Origin of the sequence: Streptomyces sp. NPDC020299 (assembly GCF_044387825.1) — a bacterium.
In the GTDB taxonomy this organism is placed as follows: domain Bacteria; phylum Actinomycetota; class Actinomycetes; order Streptomycetales; family Streptomycetaceae; genus Streptomyces.
On the sequence record NZ_JBIRWL010000002.1, the window covers coordinates 197295 to 215938 of the forward strand.

The following is an 18644-nucleotide window of genomic DNA, read 5'->3' on the forward strand; positions in this document are numbered from 1 at the left end:
CCGTTGGTGACCGCTGACTCGCCGGTCGGTCACCTCGGGTGCGCACGGCTGACGGCGCGCCGCCCTCCACGGTGGCGCGCCGTGTCCTTCGCTCACCGTCACCCACTTGGTCGCCAACGGGTTCTGGTCGGATTGACAGCTGCCTCGCAGGGCGCGGTACTGAACACGAGGGACTCTTGGTCAAGAGTTTCCCTGTGGTGCACTCCACCATCCCCCCATCTCTCCCCGCTCAGGGAGCCGCCATGACGGTGCAGCAACAGCAAGCCATGATCCAGAAGGTTCTGGTCTACGAGGACGACCCGGGATTTCCCCCCACGCACGTCAACATGCCCGTGCCGCATCCCGTTCCCCAGCTCGACACACAGCCCTTCCCGACGGCCATAGCCGAGCCGGCGCCGCAGCCGGACAGCGCCGGGCCGGGCACAGAGGCGTTCCGCTACTGGGTGGCGGCCGACGCGCTCAGCAGGGCCTGCCAGACCTGGGGTCCGCTGGTACCCGCGGGAACCCAGTGGCATCCGATGGTCGGACGCGCACTCACCGCGCACCTCAACGCGGGAGACGACCTCAACGCCTTCTACAACCGCAGAGGCCTGTTCTTCTTCCGCCACACGGTGGCCGGGGTGACCGTCGCCGCGTGCGAGAGCTCCGAGGTCGTCGAGCACGAGACGGGTCACGCGGTCCTCGATGCCCTGCGTCCTCAGTTGTTCAACGTGGCGAGCGCCGAGGCGGACGCCCTGCACGAAGCGTTCGGGGACATGAGCTCCCTGCTGAGCTCACTCCGCCTGGAGTCCCTCCGGACCGCCGTACTGGCCGAGACCCAGGGCGACCTCGAACTGTCCTCGCGGGTGTCGCGGGTGGCCGAACAACTCGGCTGGGCGATCCGCCAGGGGCACCCGAGCGCGGTCGACCCGGACTGCCTGCGCAACCTGTCGAACAGCTTCTTCTACACCGACCCGGTGCACCTGCCGCCGAGCGCACCCGCGAACTCGCTCTCCAGCGAGCCGCACTCGTTCTCCAGGGTGTTCAGCGGGGCGTTCCTGAAGGTCGTCGCCGGGATCTTCCACATGCAGGACCTTCAGGACCAGGCCGGTCTGGGGGCGGCAGCCGAGATCGCGGGCCAGCTGCTGGTGGACGCCGTGGTGGCCGCGCCCGTGGTGTCCGGCTACTACGCGCAGATCGCGGGTCACATGATCGCCGCGGACCAGCGCCGCAACGGCGGCCGGTACGGGCAGGCCCTGCGCTCGGCGTTCATCCGCCACGGCATCCTCTCCATGGAGGCCGCCACGTCCATCACCGGACCGGAGGTGGCACGCCGCAGCGCCGGCATCACCGAGGCGGTGCCGGGCGGTGGCGACGACCAGGGCACGACCGCCGTCACGATCCAGGGGACGATGTACGGCATCACCCAGCCCCTGACGCTCGCCGCCCCGGCGGAGGAACGGCGGTTCGGCATCGCCGGCTCCGATCCCGCCGGCGGCACGGTGCGGCCCGCCGACCCCGAGCTGGTCGCCACGTCGTACCTCGAGGACCTCTTCCGTCGCGGCCGGGTCCACGTACCCGAAGAGCACCGCTCCGACGCGGCGTTCGCGGACGTCAGCCCGAACCGGCTCAAGACCCACGAGATCGCGCCCGCGACGACCGGAGAGGGCCTCTCTCTGGTCCGGAGGTGCTTCGACTAGCTGAAATAGCGCAGACGACGGACGGTCAGCCGTCCGTCGTCCTCGCGTGTGACGACATGCGTCGTCCTGGCTGTCGGCTCCTCGCCCTCGAACACCGCCTCACCGCGGGCCAGCAGGTCGCTGATGTACTTGTCGGCCGCCCGGCGCTCGGCGTCGTCGTCCGCACCGGCAGCCGCGGCGCCACCGTCCACCGGCCTGCGCAGGTCCACCGTGAAACCGCCGCGCTCAAGGGCTTCGGCGCCGCGTGCGGTCACCATGGCGAGCACCGGCCGTTCGGAGACGGCGCTCTCGGGAACGGCCTCGGTCTCGTTCACGGCCGCGGTCAGCTCAGGCAGGTCCCGGCCGTCCGGCAGTTCGATCCGCGCCCGGAACACGGGGCGGCCGTCCAGCGCGGCGAAGGCGAACACCGGGTGGGGCGCGCTGCGCATCCCCGCCTCCCGCGCGAACGCACGCTCGTCGGGGTCCTCCCCCACGAAGACACAGCCGTCGGCGGGCACACCCCCTGTGCTCGCCACCGCCTGGTCGAACAGCTTGCGGCTGTTCTTGGCACCCCAGTGCACGAGACCCGCGTCCGTGAAACGGCCGGGGAACGCCTCTCGCAGGGCCGCGGCAGCCCGTGCGGCCGCGCCGTCCCCCGAACCGGGGTTGGAGATGATGCCCTTGCGCACCTCGCCGAGGGCGTCGAGGACGGCGATGACACGCGGCCGGGGCAGCAGTGACAGCGAGCCGTCGGGCTCCACGCGGGCATCCGCCAGGGTCGCCCCGATGTCGAAGAAGATCACAGGCATCTGGGATGTCTTCCCGCGGTGAGCCCTTCCGTCTCAGGCCCGCCCGGGTGACGACTGCCGTGCGGAGAGGCGCGCTTCTAGGGCCTGTTGCGAAAATCCCGTCGTCCGCCCGAAGGGCGGGCCCGGCGGCGTCCGGTGCGGCGAGAGTGCGTGCCGGGCGTCGCCGGGCTGAGGGCCCCTCCCGGCCGAAGGCTGGGGGAGGGACTTTCGCAACAGGCCCTAGCCGCCGGGGCACTGCTTTCCGGTTCCCTCGGTGCGCCGGCCGTCCGGGTCCGTGACGGTCACCGGCAGCGGTTCGGTCCCGGGGTCGGCGACGCGTTGCGCCGCGACGGCCGTGCAGATGAGCTGGGAAGCGGCGAGACCGGCCGGCCTGGCCGTGGGCACGGAGAGTTCGATGAGTACGTGGCCGTCGTTCGACGTCACCTTCACCGGGTCCGAGGCGGGGGTGGCTTCCGGCCGGACGTGGGTGGGGTCGTCCGTCGGGGTGTCGGTGCGGGCATCCGTGGGGGTGTCCGTGGGAATGGACGTGGCCGCAGTGGACGGCAGCAGTGGCAGCAGCGTGTGCAGTCCCTTGAGCCGCTCCTTCTCGGTCGGCCCCTGGAACAGCAGCCGCACGGCCGGCTCGACGCCGACCGCGCTGGCCATCTGGCGGGGGACGGGGACCAGCGTGCGGTCCGCCACGAGGTAGACCGATGTCGTCGCCACGACCCCGTCGGCAGGGCCGCCCGCCTCCACCACCCCGGTCGTGGGGATGCCGCAGGAGGCGAGCGCGCACAGCGCCGGAAGGATCAGCGACGCGGACCGGCGTACGCCTCTCATGACCGGCTTCCCCGCGGCGCCGCGCCCTTCGGCGGCTCGACCCGGGGCGGACGAGGCGGATCCTCCCTGCGCAGCGGAAGTTCCACGGTGAAGACGGCACCGCCCTCCGGCCGGTTCCCGGCGCGTATGGTGCCGCCGTGCACGCGGACGTTCTCGGCGGTGATCGCGAGCCCCAGGCCGCTGCCCTCGGTGCGGGTGCGGGCGGCGTCCGACTTGTAGAAACGCTCGAAGACATGGGGCAGCACGCTCTCGGGGATACCGGGCCCGCTGTCCAGCACCTCGATGACGGCCAGGTGGCCCGCACCGGCCTCCCCGCCCCGGCGCAGGCGCAGCTGGACCGGGCGGGCGCCGTGCCGGAGGGCGTTGCCGACCAGGTTCGCGACCACGACGTCGAGCCGTCGCGGGTCCACGCGTCCGCGCAACGCGTCCGGTGGCGGCAACCGGACGTCCACCAAGTCGGTCCAGGCGCGGGCGGCGAGGGTGCGCCGCAGCGACTCGGCGAGGTCGATCTCGTCCAGGTGCAGCACCGCCGCGCCCGCGTCGAACCGGGAGATCTCCATCAGGTCGTCCACCAGGCGGGCCAACTTCACGGTCTCCTCACTGATCAGGCGGACCGCCGTGGCGGTGTCCGGGTCGAGGCGGGCGGCGTCCTCGTCGAGGACGTCGGTGACCGCCGACATGGCGGCCAGCGGGGTGCGCAGTTCGTGCGAGACGTCCGCGGCGAACCGACGGGCACGGGCCTCCATGTCGCGCAGTTCCGCGACCGACTCCTCCAGGGCGGCGGCGGTCTCGTTGAACGTGTGCGACAGATCGGCGAGTTCGTCGGAGCCGTTGACGGCGAGCCGGGTGTCAAGCCGTCCCTCGGCGATGCTGCGGGTGGCGCTGCGCAGCGCCCGTACCGGCCGCAGCACCCCACGCGCGGCGAGCAGCGCGAGCAGCACGGCCAGCGCCAGGGCGGGCACGGCGGCCCGTTCGACGGCGGTGACCAGGGCGTCGACGTAGGCCTGTTCCGTGGTCTGCGGCACCGTGAGGAAGACGTGGAGGCCCGAGGAGGTGGCACGGTCGGTGAAGAGAACCGACATGCCGACGACGAGTGCGGTGTGATCGCCGCTGTCCACCCGCTGGAAGACGGTGGCCCGTTTGGAGTTCACGGCCTCGCGCAGGTCCGGCGTCAGTTCCTCGAACCGGTCACCGGGGACGGAGGTCGCCTTCAGGCCGCCATAGGTGACCAGGACGCGCCAGGTCCCGGACGGCTCGGCCGCGGCCACGTTGACCGCGAAAACCTGGAGCCCGGCCTTGCTGGAGGGCAGGCTCAGTGTCGGGGCGAGCCGGTTCACCTGGGCGCGCAGCCGGCTGATCACCGTGTCCTGGCTCTGCTGGAGCACGCCCGTGCGCGCCTCACGGAAGGTCAGGGCACCGGTGGTCATGGCGGTCAGCGCGGCCACGAGCGCGAACGCCACGACCAACCGGGTGCGCAGGCCGCGCAGTTGCGGGACCCTGGCGCGGGCTCCGAGCAGCCTTCGTGCGTGGGGTTTCGGCAGGGGCGTCACAGGGAGGCGAACCGGTAGCCGAAACCGCGCACGGTCTCTATGTAGCGGGGCTCGCCCAGCTTGGCGCGCAGCCGTTTGACACAGGCGTCCACCAGACGCGCGTCCCCGTGGTAGCTGTGTTCCCAGACCGCTTCCAGGAGTTGCTGCCGGCTGAACACCTGGCCGGGCGAGGCGGACAGGAGCAGCAGGACCCGCAGCTCGGACGGGGCGAGCGCGACGGGCGCACCCCGCAAGGTCACCGAGAAACCGGCCCGGTCGACGGTCAGGTCCCCGTAGGTGTCGAGCTTCGGCAGACCGCCGTCGGCGGCGGGTACCGCGGCCGCACGGCGCAGCACGGCGCGGATACGCGCCTCCAGCACCCGGGCCTGCACGGGCTTGACCACGTAGTCGTCGGCCCCGGCCTCCAGCCCGACGACGATGTCCTCGTCGTCGCCCCGGGCCGTGGCCATGATGATCGGCAGTGTCTGGTCGAGGGCGCGCATCCCACGGCACACGTCCAGGCCGGGCATGCCGGGCAGCATCAGGTCGAGTACCACGACGTCCGGCCGGAAGGACCGCAGGACGTTCAGCCCCTCTTCCCCCGTGTCGGCGGCGGCGACCTCGTGGCCCTGGCGGCGCAGCGCGAGGGCCACGCCCTCCCGCACGGCCCGGTCGTCTTCGATCAGCAGAACCCGTGGCATGCGCTCAGTATCCCTGCGGGATCCGGCAGGCCGAGAAACTGTTACCGGATGATCATATGGCCCAACTCCCGGCCTTCGCACGGCCGACCGCTGAGGGGTTTACGCAGTACGAGTGAATGAGGCGGCTTTTCCGTTCGGCGCCGGCGGTAGATCTTTTACGGTCTCAGCGTGGATCCGCCGGCCGCAGAGGAGGCTCTGCGGGCGGGGGGCCGGTTGAAAGGCGCACCGGATGGTGGGGTTGGCGGCACGGATGGTGGACAGCGGGCCGTCCATCGGCTGCTGGGTGTTGACGGCCTCTCTGCTGCTCCGTGCCTGCGGCGCGGGCGGCCTGGTCCGCAAACGCCTGCTGTTGTTGGCGGGTTCCGCGGCATCCGGGGGTGTGTACCGGGGCGCGGTCGAGGTGCTGTCGGCCCACCCCCGGTCCTGGGAACGGAACGCGCTGGGTTCGGTGGTGATCACCGGCGTGACCCTGGCGGTCGGACTGGGGATGGCCGGCCTGGTGGTCGCGGCCGACGCCGGTGCGGGCCGGAACGTACTCCTGCGGCGCCTGTTCGACGGGGTGGTCACAGCCGGGTCGGTGTTCATGACGGGTTGGGTGGTGCTGCGGGAGGCCGGTGACGGCTGGCGGCTGGGGACGGGCATGGTCGGGGTCCTCTGGGCCGCGGAAGTGGTGTTCCTCAGCTTTCTGTTCGCCCTGCGCCGGCTCGTACGCAGCGACCAGCGGGTCACCCTGTGGGTGGGAGCGGTGGGGCTGTCCCTCACGCTGGTCGGCGACAGCCTGCGACTGTGGACGATGGGCTCGAGCGGCTGCGAGGTGATGTCCTGTCAACTGGTCGACACCTGCGACACCGCGGGGCTGCTGCTGCTCTCCGCCGGCCCTTGGGTGCCCGGCGGGGCGAGCGTTCTGGTCGCCGGTCAACCGACGCTGCAACTCGGCATAGAGGGCGCCGCCGCCTTCATCCCCCTGACCGTCTGCACGGTCACGGCGCTGGGGTACGCGCTGGCTCCGCTGTCCCGCGACCCGGTGCCGTTGCTGGTCGGCGGGACGGTGATGCTCAGTCTCTGGGCACGCCAGACGTTCCTGCCGAGAGAGAAAGCGGGAAACGACGACTGAGCCGATGCGACGGCATGCCGGTGGGGCGGCCCCGCGCACAGGGCCGCCCCGGGAGAGGGCTACGACGTGCTCACGCCGACGGTGAGGGTCGCCTTGTAGCCGTCGGAGACGCTGTCGCCGAGCGCGGTCAGCGTCAGCAGGCCCGAGGAGGCGCCGCCGTCGTCGTAGATGGTGTCGTCCTCGAGCTGTGTCTCCTTGGTGGTGTTGTCCGAGTACGGGGACGACGCCTGGACCTCGGTGTTGATGTCCGGGTCGAAGAACAGCTGCCCGGTGTGGATGACCTCCCCGCCGGTGTACGAGTCGTCGGTGAGCGTCACGTCCGTGTGGACCCGCATGTGGACGTGGACGGCGCGGGAGACGTAGTGCCCGGGCCAGATGGAGGTGATGTTCACCTGCCCGTCGGAATCGGACATCTGGCCGCCCCGGAGGAAGGTGCCGTTGTCGTCTTCGGTGTGGCCGTTGCCGCCGACGAAACCGGAGTACTCGCCGAGGGAGTCGCAGTGCCAGATCTCGACCAGGGCGTTCGCCAGCGGGGAACAGTCGTTGGCGGTGTCGACGACGGTGAAGGTGTACTGGACCTCCACGCCTTCCTTCTCCTCGCGGATGTCCTCCCGGACCAGGGCGCCCGAGAGGGAGTACGGGCCCTCGGTGACCTCGGCGTTGAGGGTGCAGACGCCCGCCGAGGCCGAACTGGTGGCGGTCGTGGTGGCGGAGGCGTCGGTCTCCGCCGTGCTGGTGTCGGTGCTGGCCGAGGCGAACCCGGCGGCCGCCAGCCCACCGGCCGCGGCGATACCGCCGCCGCCGATGAGGACGCGCCGTCGCTGTACGCCCTTGTCCCGCCGATGCCGAGCGGGCCCGGAGGAGTCGGAGAGCTCTGGTTCAGGTGACCGCGGTGTTGCGGAGGCGTTGTCTGTCATGGCCACGAACGTAGAGACGCACCTGAAGAAAGCATGAGGAACGTGCTGTGAGCCGGCTGGGGACATGGCCCCCAACTGCCGCATAGCTTCGGGAAGTTGGGACGCATTCCGCGTGTCCCGGACGGCATGCCGTCACTCGGGGTGGGCCACCGCCTCCTTCTGCAGTTGCACCGCCGCCAGCAGGCTCAGCTTCGGCTCCGCCTGGCGTAGCGCCTTCACCGCCGCGACCGAGGTGATGTCCCCCGTGAAGCCGACGGCGGCCAGCCGGGAGCGGACCCAGCGGGCGCGCAGCTGGTGCTCGCTCGCGGCGGCGGTGGACTCGACGAGTGCGGCGGCGCGTTCCAGGCCCGGGCGCTCCTCGGACGAGGCGTCGGCCAGCGCCTGGCGCAGGGCTGCCGCCACCACGTCCGCGTCCCGGATGAGCAGCACGAAGTTGTGTTTCTTGTTCAGTCCCGCGAATCCTGTCATGTGGATCATCGTGACCGTCGTGTTCCACGCATGCCAAGCGACTTGAGGAGTCTCAGAGGCTCGAAAATCTCTGGCAGGGCCATGCCGCGGCCTGATGGAATGATCTTCCGTCCGGTCACTACGATCGGAGCTCAAGACAACCGTTCGGCCGGCCCTATGCCGGTCGGGGTCGCCGATGCCAGGGTCCGCTCCCCAGGTTGCGGTGATCTTCCTGTTCCAGGAGGACCCTCCCGCATGTTCCGACGTATTGGCAACACCGTCGTCCGACATCCCGTCTGGACGATCGTTGCATGGCTGATCGCGGCGGTTGCGATCGTCGCCACCGCTCCAAGCCTGCCCTCGAACAGCGACGAGAGCAGTTTCCTACCGAAGAGTTACGAATCCATCAAAGCGGCGGATCTCCAGCAGAAGGCGTTCCCCAGCGCCTTCACCCCGTCCGCGATCGCGCTGTACCAGCGCACCGACGGCGGCAAGCTGACCGCCGCCGACCAGAAGGACGTCGCCCGGATCACCACCGAACTGGGCAAGAAGCACATCGACCAGGTGCAGAAGGTCGTCCCCGGCCAGCCGTCCAAGGACGGCAGGTACGCCATGACCCTGGTCCAGATGGACAGCAAGAACGCCGGCCAGCCCAAACAGGCCGACGCGGCCAAGGTCCTGCGCGACGACGCGAAAGCACTGGCCAAGGGAACGCAGCTCGACGTCAAGCTCGGCGGCTCCGCCGCGCAGGCCCTCGACCAGCAGGATTCGTCCAAGCGCGGCCAGGCGCTGATCGGCATCGGCACCTTCGCCATCATCCTGGTGACCCTGCTGATCATCTTCCGGGCGCCGATCCTGGCCGTGCTGCCCCTGATCCTGATCGGCCTGGTGTCGGCCATCGCCAACGGGCTGATCTCGTACGCCACCAAGCTGTTCGATCTCCAGGCCAACAGTTCGATCTCGTCGATCCTGATCGTCGTGCTCTTCGGCGTGGGTACGGACTACTTCCTGTTCCTGATCTTCCGATACCGCGAACGCCTGCGTGCCGGTGACGAGCCCAAGGAGGCCATGATCAACGCGGTCGCCCGGGTCGGCGAGGCCATCGCCTCGGCCGCCGGGGCGGTCATCATCGCCTTCCTCGCGCTGTCCCTGTCCACGCTGGGCTTCCTCAAGCAGATGGGCCCGGCGCTGGCGATCGCGGTCAGCGTCACTCTGATCGCGGGCCTGACCCTGATCCCGGCCGTGGTCTCGCTGATCGGGCCGAAGGTCTTCTGGCCCTCGAAGTCCTGGCGGCAGGAGCCGGACAACGCCCGCTTCGCCGCCCTCGGCCGTGGTGTGCAGCGCCGCCCGGCGCTGACCGCCGTGGCATCCGGCCTCGTCCTGCTCGTGCTCTCGCTGGGCACGCTCGGGTTCAACGCCACGTTCGACCTTGCGGCGGGGTCCATGCCCAAGACCAAGGAGTCCATGGTCGTCCAGGACAAGATGCAGAAGGCGTACTCGGCGGGTGCCGCGGCGCCCACCGACGTCTACCTGTCGAGTGCCGACGGCAAGCCGCTGGACAAGTCCGGCTTCGACGCGTACGCGCAGAAGCTCGGTGCCGTGGACGGCGTCGCGAGCGCCCGTATGACCCAGGTCAACAAGGGCGGCACCACAGCGGACTTCACCGTCACGCTCAAGTACGAGGCCTCGACGGACAAGGCGATCGACGCCGTCGGCAGGGTGCGTGACGTCGCGCACTCCGACGCCCCTGACGGCACCGAAGCCGTCGTCGGCGGCATGTCCTCGATCTACAAGGACATCGACACCGCGGTCACCCACGACTACCGGACGGTCTTCCCCGTCGCCGCCGTCCTGATCATGGTCATCCTGGGGCTGCTGCTGCGCAGCGTGGTCGCCCCCTGGTACCTGATCGCCTCCGTGGGTCTCGGCTTCGGCGCCACCCTGGGTGCGACCGTATGGATCTTCCAGGAGGGGCAGGGACACTCGGGTCTGATGTTCATGCTCCCGGTGATCATGTATCTGTTCGTGGTCGCCATCGGCACCGACTACAACATCCTCATGATCGCCCGGCTCCGCGAGGAGGCCCGGGAAGGCCGCGATCCGCGTGAGGCGGCCGGCATGGCGCTGAGGCATGCCGGGCCGACCGTGGCCGCGGCGGGCTTCATCCTGGCGGCGACCTTCGCCACGATGATGCTGGCGGGCAACGCGCTGCTCACGGAGATGGGTTTCGCGGTCTCCTTCGGCATCGCGGTCGCCGCGTTCGTCATGGCGATGTTCTTCACTCCGAGCCTCACCGCGCTCATCGGCCACGCGGCGTGGTGGCCGGGGCACGGGGACCGGGCGGAGGAAGGGGCCGCAGCCGCGGCCTCCGGATCCATCGGTTCCGGCCGGGACTCCGACGAGGACCGGGACGAGACCGCCCACGATCCGTCGGTGCGCCGCGGCTAGGAACGTCACCGGCGCGCGTGCCGGAATCGCGGGCGCCCGCGGTCCCACCCGGGACCACGGGCGCCCGTGGTGCGTGGAGGGTCAGGACGACCGGGCGCCGAGCCAGTCGTGGACGGCGGCGGCGGTCGTGGGGGCGTGCTCCTCCAGGACGGTGAAATGGTCACCGGGCACGGTGACTTCGGAGTGCGGCAGGCCCCACGGCGCGGGCGGCTCGGTGCCGGGCAGGCCGTCTCTCGCCCGGACGAAGAGCGTGGGAGCCGCCAGGGCGGCCGGTGCCCAGCCGGAGTAGAGCTCCAGATAGCCGGCCATCGCGGTGAGCCGGTCGGTGTCGACGGAGGCGAACTGTGCCGCCCGGTCGAGCATTCCGGCTGTCATCGCGGTGAGAGCGGGCCCGTCGTCACTGCCGGACCCGTAGGTGTCGATCAGGACGACGGCGGCCGGGCCGGCTTCCGCGCGTTCCAGGTGCTCGGCCACGGCGTGTGCCACCCAGCCGCCGGCCGAGCGGCCCAACAGGGCGAACCGTTCGCCGTCCGCGCAGGCGAGAACGGCGGCGGCCTGCGCGGCCACGAAGGTGTCCAGCGTGGCCGGCAGCGGTTCGCCCGGCAGGAATCCCGGATGCGGCAGTACGGAGACCGGTCGCAGCCCCTGGAGGTCCCGGCCGAAGTGGGTGTACTCGTGCGGCCCGGAGAGCGCGCTGAGTGCCGGGAAACAGATCAGCCGGGACCCGGCGGCGCCCTTGGCCGAGAGCGTGACGGCCTTGGGCGGAGCCCCGAGGGCCTCGGCACTGTCGAAGACCTTCCGCAACCGGGAGGCGACCGTCAGCAGTGCCATGCCGTCCCACGTCCGACCGGCGGCGCACGCGGCACGGAAGAGCGCGGAGACGGAGTCGGCGGGCACCGATGGGGTCGCGGCAGGCGCGTGGCCGGCGGTGCCCAGGGTTGCCGAGTTGGTCTGGGACCACCGTTCCCCGAGGTGGGTGGCGACCGCACGAGGCGTGGGGAAGTCGAACAACAGGGTGGACGGCAGGGACAGTTCCGTCACCGTCTCGAGGCGGTTGCGCAGTTCGACCGCCGCCAGCGAGTCGAGGCCCAGCTCGGTCAGCGTACGGTCCGCGTCGATCGCGGACGGCCCCGCGCTGTGGCCGAGCACAGCGGCCGCTTCGGTGCGTACCGCGGTCAGCAGCAGGGATACGTGTTCGCTCGCGGATGCGGCGGCCAGCCGTCGGTGCAGCGAACCACGACCGTGGGGTTCGGTGCTCGCGGCCGGCTTCCGGCGGGCGGTCTCCCGGCCCGGCACGCGTGACAGAGGCGCACCGGCCGTGCCGGTGCCCGCGGAGGACGCCGGGTCCAGACGCGCTGCCACGAGCATCGCCTCACGGCTGTCGACGGCGGTGTCGAAGAGCGCGAGGCCCTCCTCGGTGCTCAGCGGGATGAAACCGGAACGGGCCATCCGGCGCAGATCCACGCTGTTCAGGTGGGCGGTCATACCGTCGCTCTGCCGCCAGGGCCCCCACGCGAGAGAGGTGCCGGCCAGGCCGAGGCTCCTGCGGTGCTGTGCCAGAGCGTCCAGGGCGGCGTTCGCCGCCGCGTAGTTGCCCTGGCCACCGGAGCCGAACACCCCGGCCACCGAGGAGAACAGGGCGAAGACCGCCAGGTCGTGGTCCCTGGTCAGCTCGTGCAGTGCGAGGGCCGCGTCCACCTTCGGGCGGAGCACGCGAGCCAGCCGGTCCGGGGTGAGCGCGGGGATCACTCCGTCGTCCAGGACACCCGCGGTGTGCACCACACCGGTCAGCGGGTGCGCCCGAGGCACACCGGCCAGGAGAGCGGCGAGCGCGGCGCGGTCGGCGACGTCGCACGCCGCGACCGTCACCTGGGCGCCCCGTTCGGTGAGTTCGGCCCGGAGTTCGGTGGTTCCCGGCGCATCGGCGCCGCGCCGTCCCGCGAGCAGCAGATGCCGCACGCCGTGCCCGACGACGAGGTGGCGCGCGAGGGCCCTGCCCAGCGAGCCGGAGCCTCCGGTGATCAGGACGGTGCCGTCGGGGTCCAGCCGACGGCCGGGGCCGGTGCCCGCACCGGTCACCGTACCGGCGGCGCGGACCAGCCCCGGGACGTACGCGACTCCCCGGCGCACGGCCGTCTGCGGCTCCCTGCTCGCCACCACCTGCGCCAACGCCCGCAGCGAAAGGGCGTGTTCGTCCACGTCGACGAGTACGAAGCGGCCCGGATTCTCCGTCTGAGCCGAGCGGACCAGTCCCCACACCGACGCGTAGGCGACAGCGGAGATGTCCGCATGCGGCTGTTCGGCGGCCCCGGTGCCGACCGCCCCCGAGGTGACGACGACCAGGCGCGAGCCCGTCAGCCGGTCCTCGGCGAGCCAGTCCTGAACCAGCCGCAGTGCCCAGGTGGCTGCACGGTGTGCGGCACAGGCCGGGTCGGTGCCGTCCGTGATCTCGGCGAGGCGCGGACACGGGGCGAGGACGACGGCCGGTGCGGCGGCGCCCGCCGCGGCCAGGTCCGCGCAGTCCGCGTACCGCGTCGTCGTGACGCCGGAGGGGACGAGCGCGTCGAGCAGCCGCGGATCGGCCTCGCCCAGCACGCCCCATGCGGACGGACCAAGGGGTGTGGCGGCAGAGGAGTCCGCCGGCCGTGTCCAGTCGACCCGGAACAGGGAGTCTCCGGGCACGGCGGCGGTGCTCACCTGCTCGCGTGGAAGCGGCCGCAGAGCCAGGGAACGAACCGTGGCGAAAGGCTTCCCGGAGTCGTCGGCCAGCTCCAGCCCCGCCCGGTTCTCCGCCCCGGGTGCCATACGTACCCTCAGCCGGCGGGCACCGGAGGCGTGCACGCGCACACCGCTCCAGGCGAACGGCAGCGACACCGCCCGGCCGGCGCCGTCGTCGGGCGTGGCCCCACCGAGCATCATGGTGTGCAGCGCCGCGTCCAGCAGGGCCGGATGCACGGCGAACCGGGTGGCGTCGGCTTCCCCTTCCTCCGGCAGCACGACTTCCGCGAGGACCTCGTCGCCGAGGCGCCAGGCGGCTCGCAGCCCCTGGAACACCGGGCCGTAGCCCAGCCCGCCACGCGCGAGACGCTCGTAGAAGCCGCCGTCGTCGCCGTCCTGCGCCGGCCCGCCGTCGAGGACCAGCGGTACGGCGCCCAGCGGAGGCCAGTCGGACAGCACGGCCGGTGCGGCGGACCCGCCGCCCTCAGCGGCGCCCGACGGCTCTTCACCCGCCAGGAAACCGGAGGCATGCCGACGCCACGGCCCCTCGGACGCGGGTGTGTGCGGCCGCGAGTGGAAGACCACGGCCCGCCGCCCGTCCCCGTCCGGGCCGGACACCTTCACCTGCAGCTCGACGGTTTTGGTGGTGGGCAACGGCAGCGGTGCCGTGAGGGTCAGCTCGTCCAGGACCTCGGCTCCCACCAGGACCCCGGCGTGCAGGGCCAGTTCGACGAACGCGGTCGCGGGCAGGAGCACCGTGCCCAGCACCGAGTGGTCGGCCAGCCAGGGCGTCTCGCGCAGCGAGAGCCGTCCGCTCAGCAACAGGCCGTCGTCGTCCGCCGTGGACGTGGCGGACCGCAGGAAGGGATGGAGTCCGGTGCCCGGCGATGTCGCGGATTCCGGTCGTCGGTCGGCGTCCAGCCAGTACCGCCCGCGCTGGAACGCGTACGTGGGCAGTGCCGTACGCCGTGCACCGCGTCCGGCGAACACCTCCCGCCAGTCGACGCCCACCCCGTGGGCGTGCAGCGCGGCCACCGTGGAGAGCAGCGCCTCCGTTTCGGGACGGGAGCCGCGCAGGGTGGGGACGACCAGGGGTGCCGGCGTGTCGGGGAGACAGTCCTGCGCCAGGGCCGACAGCACACCGTCGGGGCCGAGTTCCACGTAGCGTGTGGCGCCCCGTTCCCGCAGGTGGCGCATCGAGTCGGCGAAGCGGACCGGGCGTCGTACGTGGTGCACCCAGTGCTCCGGTGAGCTCACCTCCTCGTCCGTGGCGGCTCGTCCCGCCACGGCGGTCACGAGGGGCAGGCACGGAGGGGAGTAGGTGAGTCCGCGGGCCACTTCGGCGAAGTCGGCGAGCATGGGTTCCATGTGCGGGGAGTGGAACGCGTGACTCACCCGCAGCCGTGACGTCTCGCGGCCTTGTTCCCGCCAGTGCGCGGCGATGTCCAGCACGGCGCTCTCGTCCCCGGAGACGACCACGGAGGAGGGGCCGTTGACGGCCGCGATGTCCACCTCCTGCTCCCGGCCGGCGAGAGACGCGAGCGATGCGGCCATCTCGCTCTCGCCGGCCCGTACGGCGACCATGGCCCCGCCGGCGGGCAGCGCGCCCATCAGCCGGCCCCGTGCCGCCACCAAGGTGCAGGCGTCCGAGAGGGTCAGCACCCCCGCGACGTGCGCCGCCGCCAGCTCGCCGACGGAGTGACCGGCCACCATGTCGGGACGCGCGCCCCAGGACTCCAGCAGCCGGAACAGGGCGACCTCCAGGGCGAAGAGCGCCGGCTGCGCGAACCGGGTCGTGTGCAGGTCGGCGCCCGCCTCCGAGCCGTCCGGCGCGAACACCACGTCCCGCAGCGGGCGAGGCAGGAGCGGGTCCAAGAGCGCGCAGGTCTCGTCGAAGGAGCGGGCGTAGGCGGGGTGGGCGTCGTACAGTTCCCGCCCCATACCGGCCCGTTGGCTGCCCTGACCGGTGAACAGGAAGACGACAGAGCCCTTCTGGCGGGGACCGCCGGTGATCACTCCCGGTCGCCGCTGCCCCTCGGCCACCGCCTTGAGGGAGGCGAGCAGGTCCTCGCGGTCCCCGGCCACCACCACCGCGCGGTGCTCGAAGGCGGCCCGGGTCGTGGCGAGGGAGAACCCGGTGTCCAGCAGGCTGGTTTCGGGGTGCGCCGCCAACTCGGCGTGCAGGCGTGCGGCTTGGGCGCGGAGCCCCTCGGCGCTTCTGGCCGAGACCGGGAACGGCACGGCTGCCGCCGCGGAGGTGGAGCCGCCGGCCTCCGGGGCTGCCGAGGCGGACGGCTCCGGCGCGGGGGCCTGCTCGAGTATCACGTGGGCGTTCGTCCCACTGATCCCGAAGGAGGACACGCCCGCCCGGCGCGGCCGGCCGGTCCGGGGCCACGGCACCGGCCGGGTCAGCAGCGACACCGCCCCCGACGACCAGTCCACCCTCGGCGTCGGCTCGTCGGCGTGCAGGGTGCGGGGCAGCTCGCCGTGTGCCATCGCCTGGACCATCTTCATCACGCTCGCCATGCCCGCGGCGGCCTGCGTGTGACCGATGTTGGACTTGACGGAGCCCAGCAACAGCGGTCGCTCCCGGTGTCCGTCCTGTCCGTAGGCGGCGAGGAAGGCCTCCGCCTCGATGACATCGCCGAGCCGGGTCCCGGTGCCGTGCGCCTCGACCGCGTCGATCTCCTCGGGCCGCAGCCGCGCGTCGGCCAGCGCCTGCCGGATCACCCGCTGCTGGGCCGGCCCGTGCGGGGCCGTCAGGCCGTTGCTCGCACCGTCCTGGTTGACGGCCGAGCCGCGCACCACGGCGAGTACCGGATAACCCGCACGCCTCGCCTCCGACAGCCGGGTCACCAGCAGCATGCCGGCGCCTTCGCCCCACGCGGTGCCGTCGGCCGCCGCTCCGAACGCCTTGCAGCGGCCGTCGGGAGCCAGCGCGCGCTGCCTGCTGAACTCGACGAAGGAACCGGGCCCCGACATCACCGTGACGCCCCCGGCGAGGGCGAGCGAGCACTCGCCCCTCCTGAGCGCCTGGGCCGCCAGATGCAGGGCCACCAAGGACGACGAACACGCTGTGTCGACGGTGATGGCGGGCCCTTCGAGACCGAAGGTGTAGGCGATACGGCCGGAGGCGACGCTTCCCGCGTTGCCGATGCCGAGGTACCCCTCGATGTGCTCCGGCGTGGCCGCGAGACGGCCCGCGTAGTCGCTGTACATGATGCCGGCGTAGACACCCGTCGCCGTGCCGCGCAGGGTGGCGGGATCGGCCCCGGCCCGCTCGAAGGCCTCCCAGGCGACCTCCAGCAGCAGCCGGTGCTGCGGATCCATCGCCAGCGCCTCACGGGGCGAGATACCGAAGAACCCGGGGTCGAAGCGGTCCACACCGGACAGGAAGCCGCCTTCCCGGACGTATGTCCGCCCGGCCCGCCCGGGATCCGGGTCGAACAGCCCCTCCAGGTCCCAGCCCCGGTCGGCGGGGAACGGGGTGATGGCGTCGACGCCGTCGGCGACCAGCCGCCACAACTCCTCGGGGGACTCCACACCACCGGGGAAGCGGCACGCCATCCCGACGATCACGACAGGATCGTCGGCGCCGTCGGCCCCTTGCGGGCTCGTGTGCGCGGTGCCCGTCAACTCCCCGGTCAGCCGCGCCCGGAGATGGGCGGCCATCTCGGCCGCGGTCGGAAAGTCGAAGGCGACCGCTTCGGACAGGTCGAGTCCGGTCGCCGCCGACAGCCGCCCGCGCAGCACCGTCGACGACAACGAGTCCAGGCCCAGATCCCGGAACGCGGTCCCCGGCTCCACCTCGTCGGCACCGCAGCCGAGTACGGCGGCGGCCTCCGCGCGGACCAGGGCCAGCAGATCCGCCGCCGTGGGCCCGGCCTGCGGGGAGGTCTCCGCCTCCAGCAGCCGCGCGGGCACGTCGGCGAGCGCGTACCGCTTGGGCTTTCCCGAGGCCGTGCGCGGGACGGCGGCCACCTCGTAGAGGTCGGCGGGGACCTTGTACGGGGCGAGGCGCGCACGGCAGTGGGCGAGGATCCGTCTCCGGTCGAGCCCGCCGGCCCGGTCGGGGACCAGATAGGCGACCGGTACCTCACCGAGCACGTCGTGGGGGCGGCCGGTCACCGCGGCCTCCGCGATCTCCGGCAGATCCAGCAGCGCCGCCTCCACCTCGGACGGGTGGATGTTCTCTCCGCCCCGGATGATCAGCTCGCTGACCCGGCCCGTGATGGTGATCTCGCCGGAGGCGTCGATCCGCGCCAGGTCACCGGTGCGGTACCACCCGTCGCGCAGGACCTCGGCGGTGTCCTCGGGCCGGTTGTGATAGCCGGCCATGACACCAGGACCGCTGATCCACAACTCGCCCTCTCCGATGGGCTCGCCGTCGCCGCCGCTGCCCCCGACCCGGGCACTGAGGCCCGGCACCACACGGCCGCACGAGCCGGGCGTACGGTGGGCGCCCGGCGCCGTCATGGTGGCGGGCCCCGTCTCGGTGGCGCCGTAGTGCTCGAGGAACGGGACGCGGCAGATCTCCTCGAAGGACCGCTGGAAAGCGGGCGTGACCGCGGCACCCCCGCTGACGCAGCCGCGCAGCGCGGGCGCCCTCAGTCCCTCGCCGCGTACGGCGTCGAGGAGCTGGGCGTACGTCGTCGGCACACCGGCGAGCAGCGTGCACGGGGCGTCCGTGCGCCGCAGCTCGCCGAGCACGTCCGCCACCGAGAACCGCGGCAGGATCCGGGCGCCGGCCCCGGTCGCGGTCACCCCGATGAAGCACATCAGCTGGCTCATGGCGTGATGGAGGGGAAGCGGCCACAGCAGACGGTCGTCGGCCGACAGCCCGAGGACGCCGACGATGCCGGACGCGACCGACCACAGACGGCTGCGCTGGGTCGACAGCACGCCCTTGGGTGTGCCAGTCGACCCGCTGGTGTAGAGCAGCCAGGCCACCTCGTCGAGTCCGAGGTCGTCCGGCGCGGGCACGCGCGGCTCGGTGGCGGCCAACTCCTCGTAGCCGGCGGAACGGTCCGTTCCGGGCCCGTCCACCGGCACGACGGTCACCTCAGGGCGCTCGGCCAGCAGCTGCCGCAGCCGGACCGACTGGTCCCGGTCGGCGAAGACCACCCGGGCGGCGCTGTCGTCCAGCATGTGCGCGAGCTCCCCGTCGGAGCTGCGCGGATCCATCGGCACGCCGACCGCACCCGCCCGGAGGACGGCGAGGAGGCTCTCGATCACCTCGACGCGATTGCCGAGCAGGACCGCGACGCGCTCGCCGTGCCGCAGCCCGAGGCCGGCCAGATGACCCGCCAGCCGTCCGGTCCTGAGCTCCAGCTCCCCGTACGTCACGCTGGTACGGGAATCCTGGAACGCGATCTTGTCGCCGAAGCGCCGGGCATTCTCCCGAAGCAGTTCCGGAAGCGGCCTGATGAGGTCTGTGCGTGCCGTCACGTGGTTGCATTCTTCCTTATGGGCAGGGGGAGTTGA

10 protein-coding genes are annotated in these 18644 nt (G+C 72.1%); 3 read left to right on the forward strand and 7 right to left on the reverse strand.

Translation table 11 applies throughout. From position 1 onward, the window contains the following. Positions 1 to 242: 242 nt before the first annotated feature. On the forward strand, positions 243 to 1679 hold the full coding sequence (locus tag ACH45E_RS05050) for a hypothetical protein (protein WP_361444801.1): 1437 nt from the start codon (positions 243 to 245) through the stop codon (positions 1677 to 1679). On the opposite strand, the gene ACH45E_RS05055 is transcribed toward ACH45E_RS05050, so the two are convergent. The 4 genes from ACH45E_RS05055 to ACH45E_RS05070 all read right to left on the reverse strand — a co-directional run bounded on the left by ACH45E_RS05055 (position 1676) and on the right by ACH45E_RS05070 (position 5516). Further along, entirely contained in the window at positions 1676 to 2467 is a 792-nt protein-coding gene (locus ACH45E_RS05055; RefSeq protein WP_361444798.1) for an HAD family hydrolase, read from the reverse strand. The two genes, ACH45E_RS05050 and ACH45E_RS05055, sit on opposite strands and share 4 nt — an antisense overlap. Positions 2468 to 2686: 219 nt before the next feature. Then, positions 2687 to 3286: a hypothetical protein gene (locus tag ACH45E_RS05060; protein ID WP_361444795.1), complete on the reverse strand. Its 600-nt coding sequence runs from the start codon at positions 3284 to 3286 to the stop codon at positions 2687 to 2689. Then, positions 3283 to 4713: a HAMP domain-containing sensor histidine kinase gene (locus tag ACH45E_RS05065; protein ID WP_361444960.1), complete on the reverse strand. Its 1431-nt coding sequence runs from the start codon at positions 4711 to 4713 to the stop codon at positions 3283 to 3285. The genes ACH45E_RS05060 and ACH45E_RS05065 overlap by 4 nt, the downstream gene beginning before the upstream one ends. Before the next feature lie 119 nt (positions 4714 to 4832). Then, complete coding sequence (locus ACH45E_RS05070) at positions 4833 to 5516, reverse strand: response regulator transcription factor (protein ID WP_361444792.1); 684 nt, start codon at positions 5514 to 5516, stop codon at positions 4833 to 4835. Between the two features lie 229 nt (positions 5517 to 5745). Here ACH45E_RS05070 and ACH45E_RS05075 point away from each other — a divergent pair, with 229 nt between their 5' ends. Then, complete coding sequence (locus ACH45E_RS05075; RefSeq protein ID WP_361444789.1) at positions 5746 to 6630, forward strand: hypothetical protein; 885 nt, start codon at positions 5746 to 5748, stop codon at positions 6628 to 6630. 59 nt (positions 6631 to 6689) lie between these two features. Here the strand turns inward: ACH45E_RS05075 and ACH45E_RS05080 are convergent, their stop codons facing one another. Next, on the reverse strand, positions 6690 to 7547 hold the full coding sequence (locus tag ACH45E_RS05080) for an intradiol ring-cleavage dioxygenase (RefSeq protein ID WP_361444786.1): 858 nt from the start codon (positions 7545 to 7547) through the stop codon (positions 6690 to 6692). Between the two features lie 132 nt (positions 7548 to 7679). After that, positions 7680 to 8015 carry a hypothetical protein gene (locus ACH45E_RS05085; protein WP_361444783.1) on the reverse strand — a complete coding sequence of 112 codons (336 nt, stop codon included), beginning with the start codon at positions 8013 to 8015 and terminating at the stop codon, positions 7680 to 7682. Between the two features lie 234 nt (positions 8016 to 8249). Between ACH45E_RS05085 and ACH45E_RS05090 the strand changes: the two genes are divergently transcribed. After that, positions 8250 to 10442, forward strand: coding sequence for an MMPL family transporter (locus tag ACH45E_RS05090; protein ID WP_361444780.1), 2193 nt, complete (start codon positions 8250 to 8252; stop codon positions 10440 to 10442). A gap of 81 nt (positions 10443 to 10523) precedes the next feature. Here ACH45E_RS05090 and ACH45E_RS05095 read toward each other — a convergent pair whose 3' ends face one another. After that, positions 10524 to 18608, reverse strand: coding sequence for a type I polyketide synthase (locus tag ACH45E_RS05095; RefSeq protein ID WP_361444777.1), 8085 nt, complete (start codon positions 18606 to 18608; stop codon positions 10524 to 10526). Between the last annotated feature and the right edge of the window lie 36 nt (positions 18609 to 18644).

Bases quoted from the DNA above. Each gene is read 5' to 3' on its own strand.
- ACH45E_RS05055 (WP_361444798.1), bottom strand. From the start codon at position 2,467: ATGCCTGTGATCTTCTTCGACATCGGGGCGACCCTGGCGGATGCCCGC.
- ACH45E_RS05090 (WP_361444780.1), top strand. From the start codon at position 8,250: ATGTTCCGACGTATTGGCAACACCGTCGTCCGACATCCCGTCTGGACG.
- ACH45E_RS05050 (WP_361444801.1), top strand. From the start codon at position 243: ATGACGGTGCAGCAACAGCAAGCCATGATCCAGAAGGTTCTGGTCTAC.
- ACH45E_RS05065 (WP_361444960.1), bottom strand. From the start codon at position 4,713: ATGACCACCGGTGCCCTGACCTTCCGTGAGGCGCGCACGGGCGTGCTC.
- ACH45E_RS05080 (WP_361444786.1), bottom strand. From the start codon at position 7,547: ATGACAGACAACGCCTCCGCAACACCGCGGTCACCTGAACCAGAGCTC.
- ACH45E_RS05085 (WP_361444783.1), bottom strand. From the start codon at position 8,015: ATGACAGGATTCGCGGGACTGAACAAGAAACACAACTTCGTGCTGCTC.
- ACH45E_RS05060 (WP_361444795.1), bottom strand. From the start codon at position 3,286: ATGAGAGGCGTACGCCGGTCCGCGTCGCTGATCCTTCCGGCGCTGTGC.
- ACH45E_RS05075 (WP_361444789.1), top strand. From the start codon at position 5,746: ATGGTGGGGTTGGCGGCACGGATGGTGGACAGCGGGCCGTCCATCGGC.
- ACH45E_RS05070 (WP_361444792.1), bottom strand. From the start codon at position 5,516: ATGCCACGGGTTCTGCTGATCGAAGACGACCGGGCCGTGCGGGAGGGC.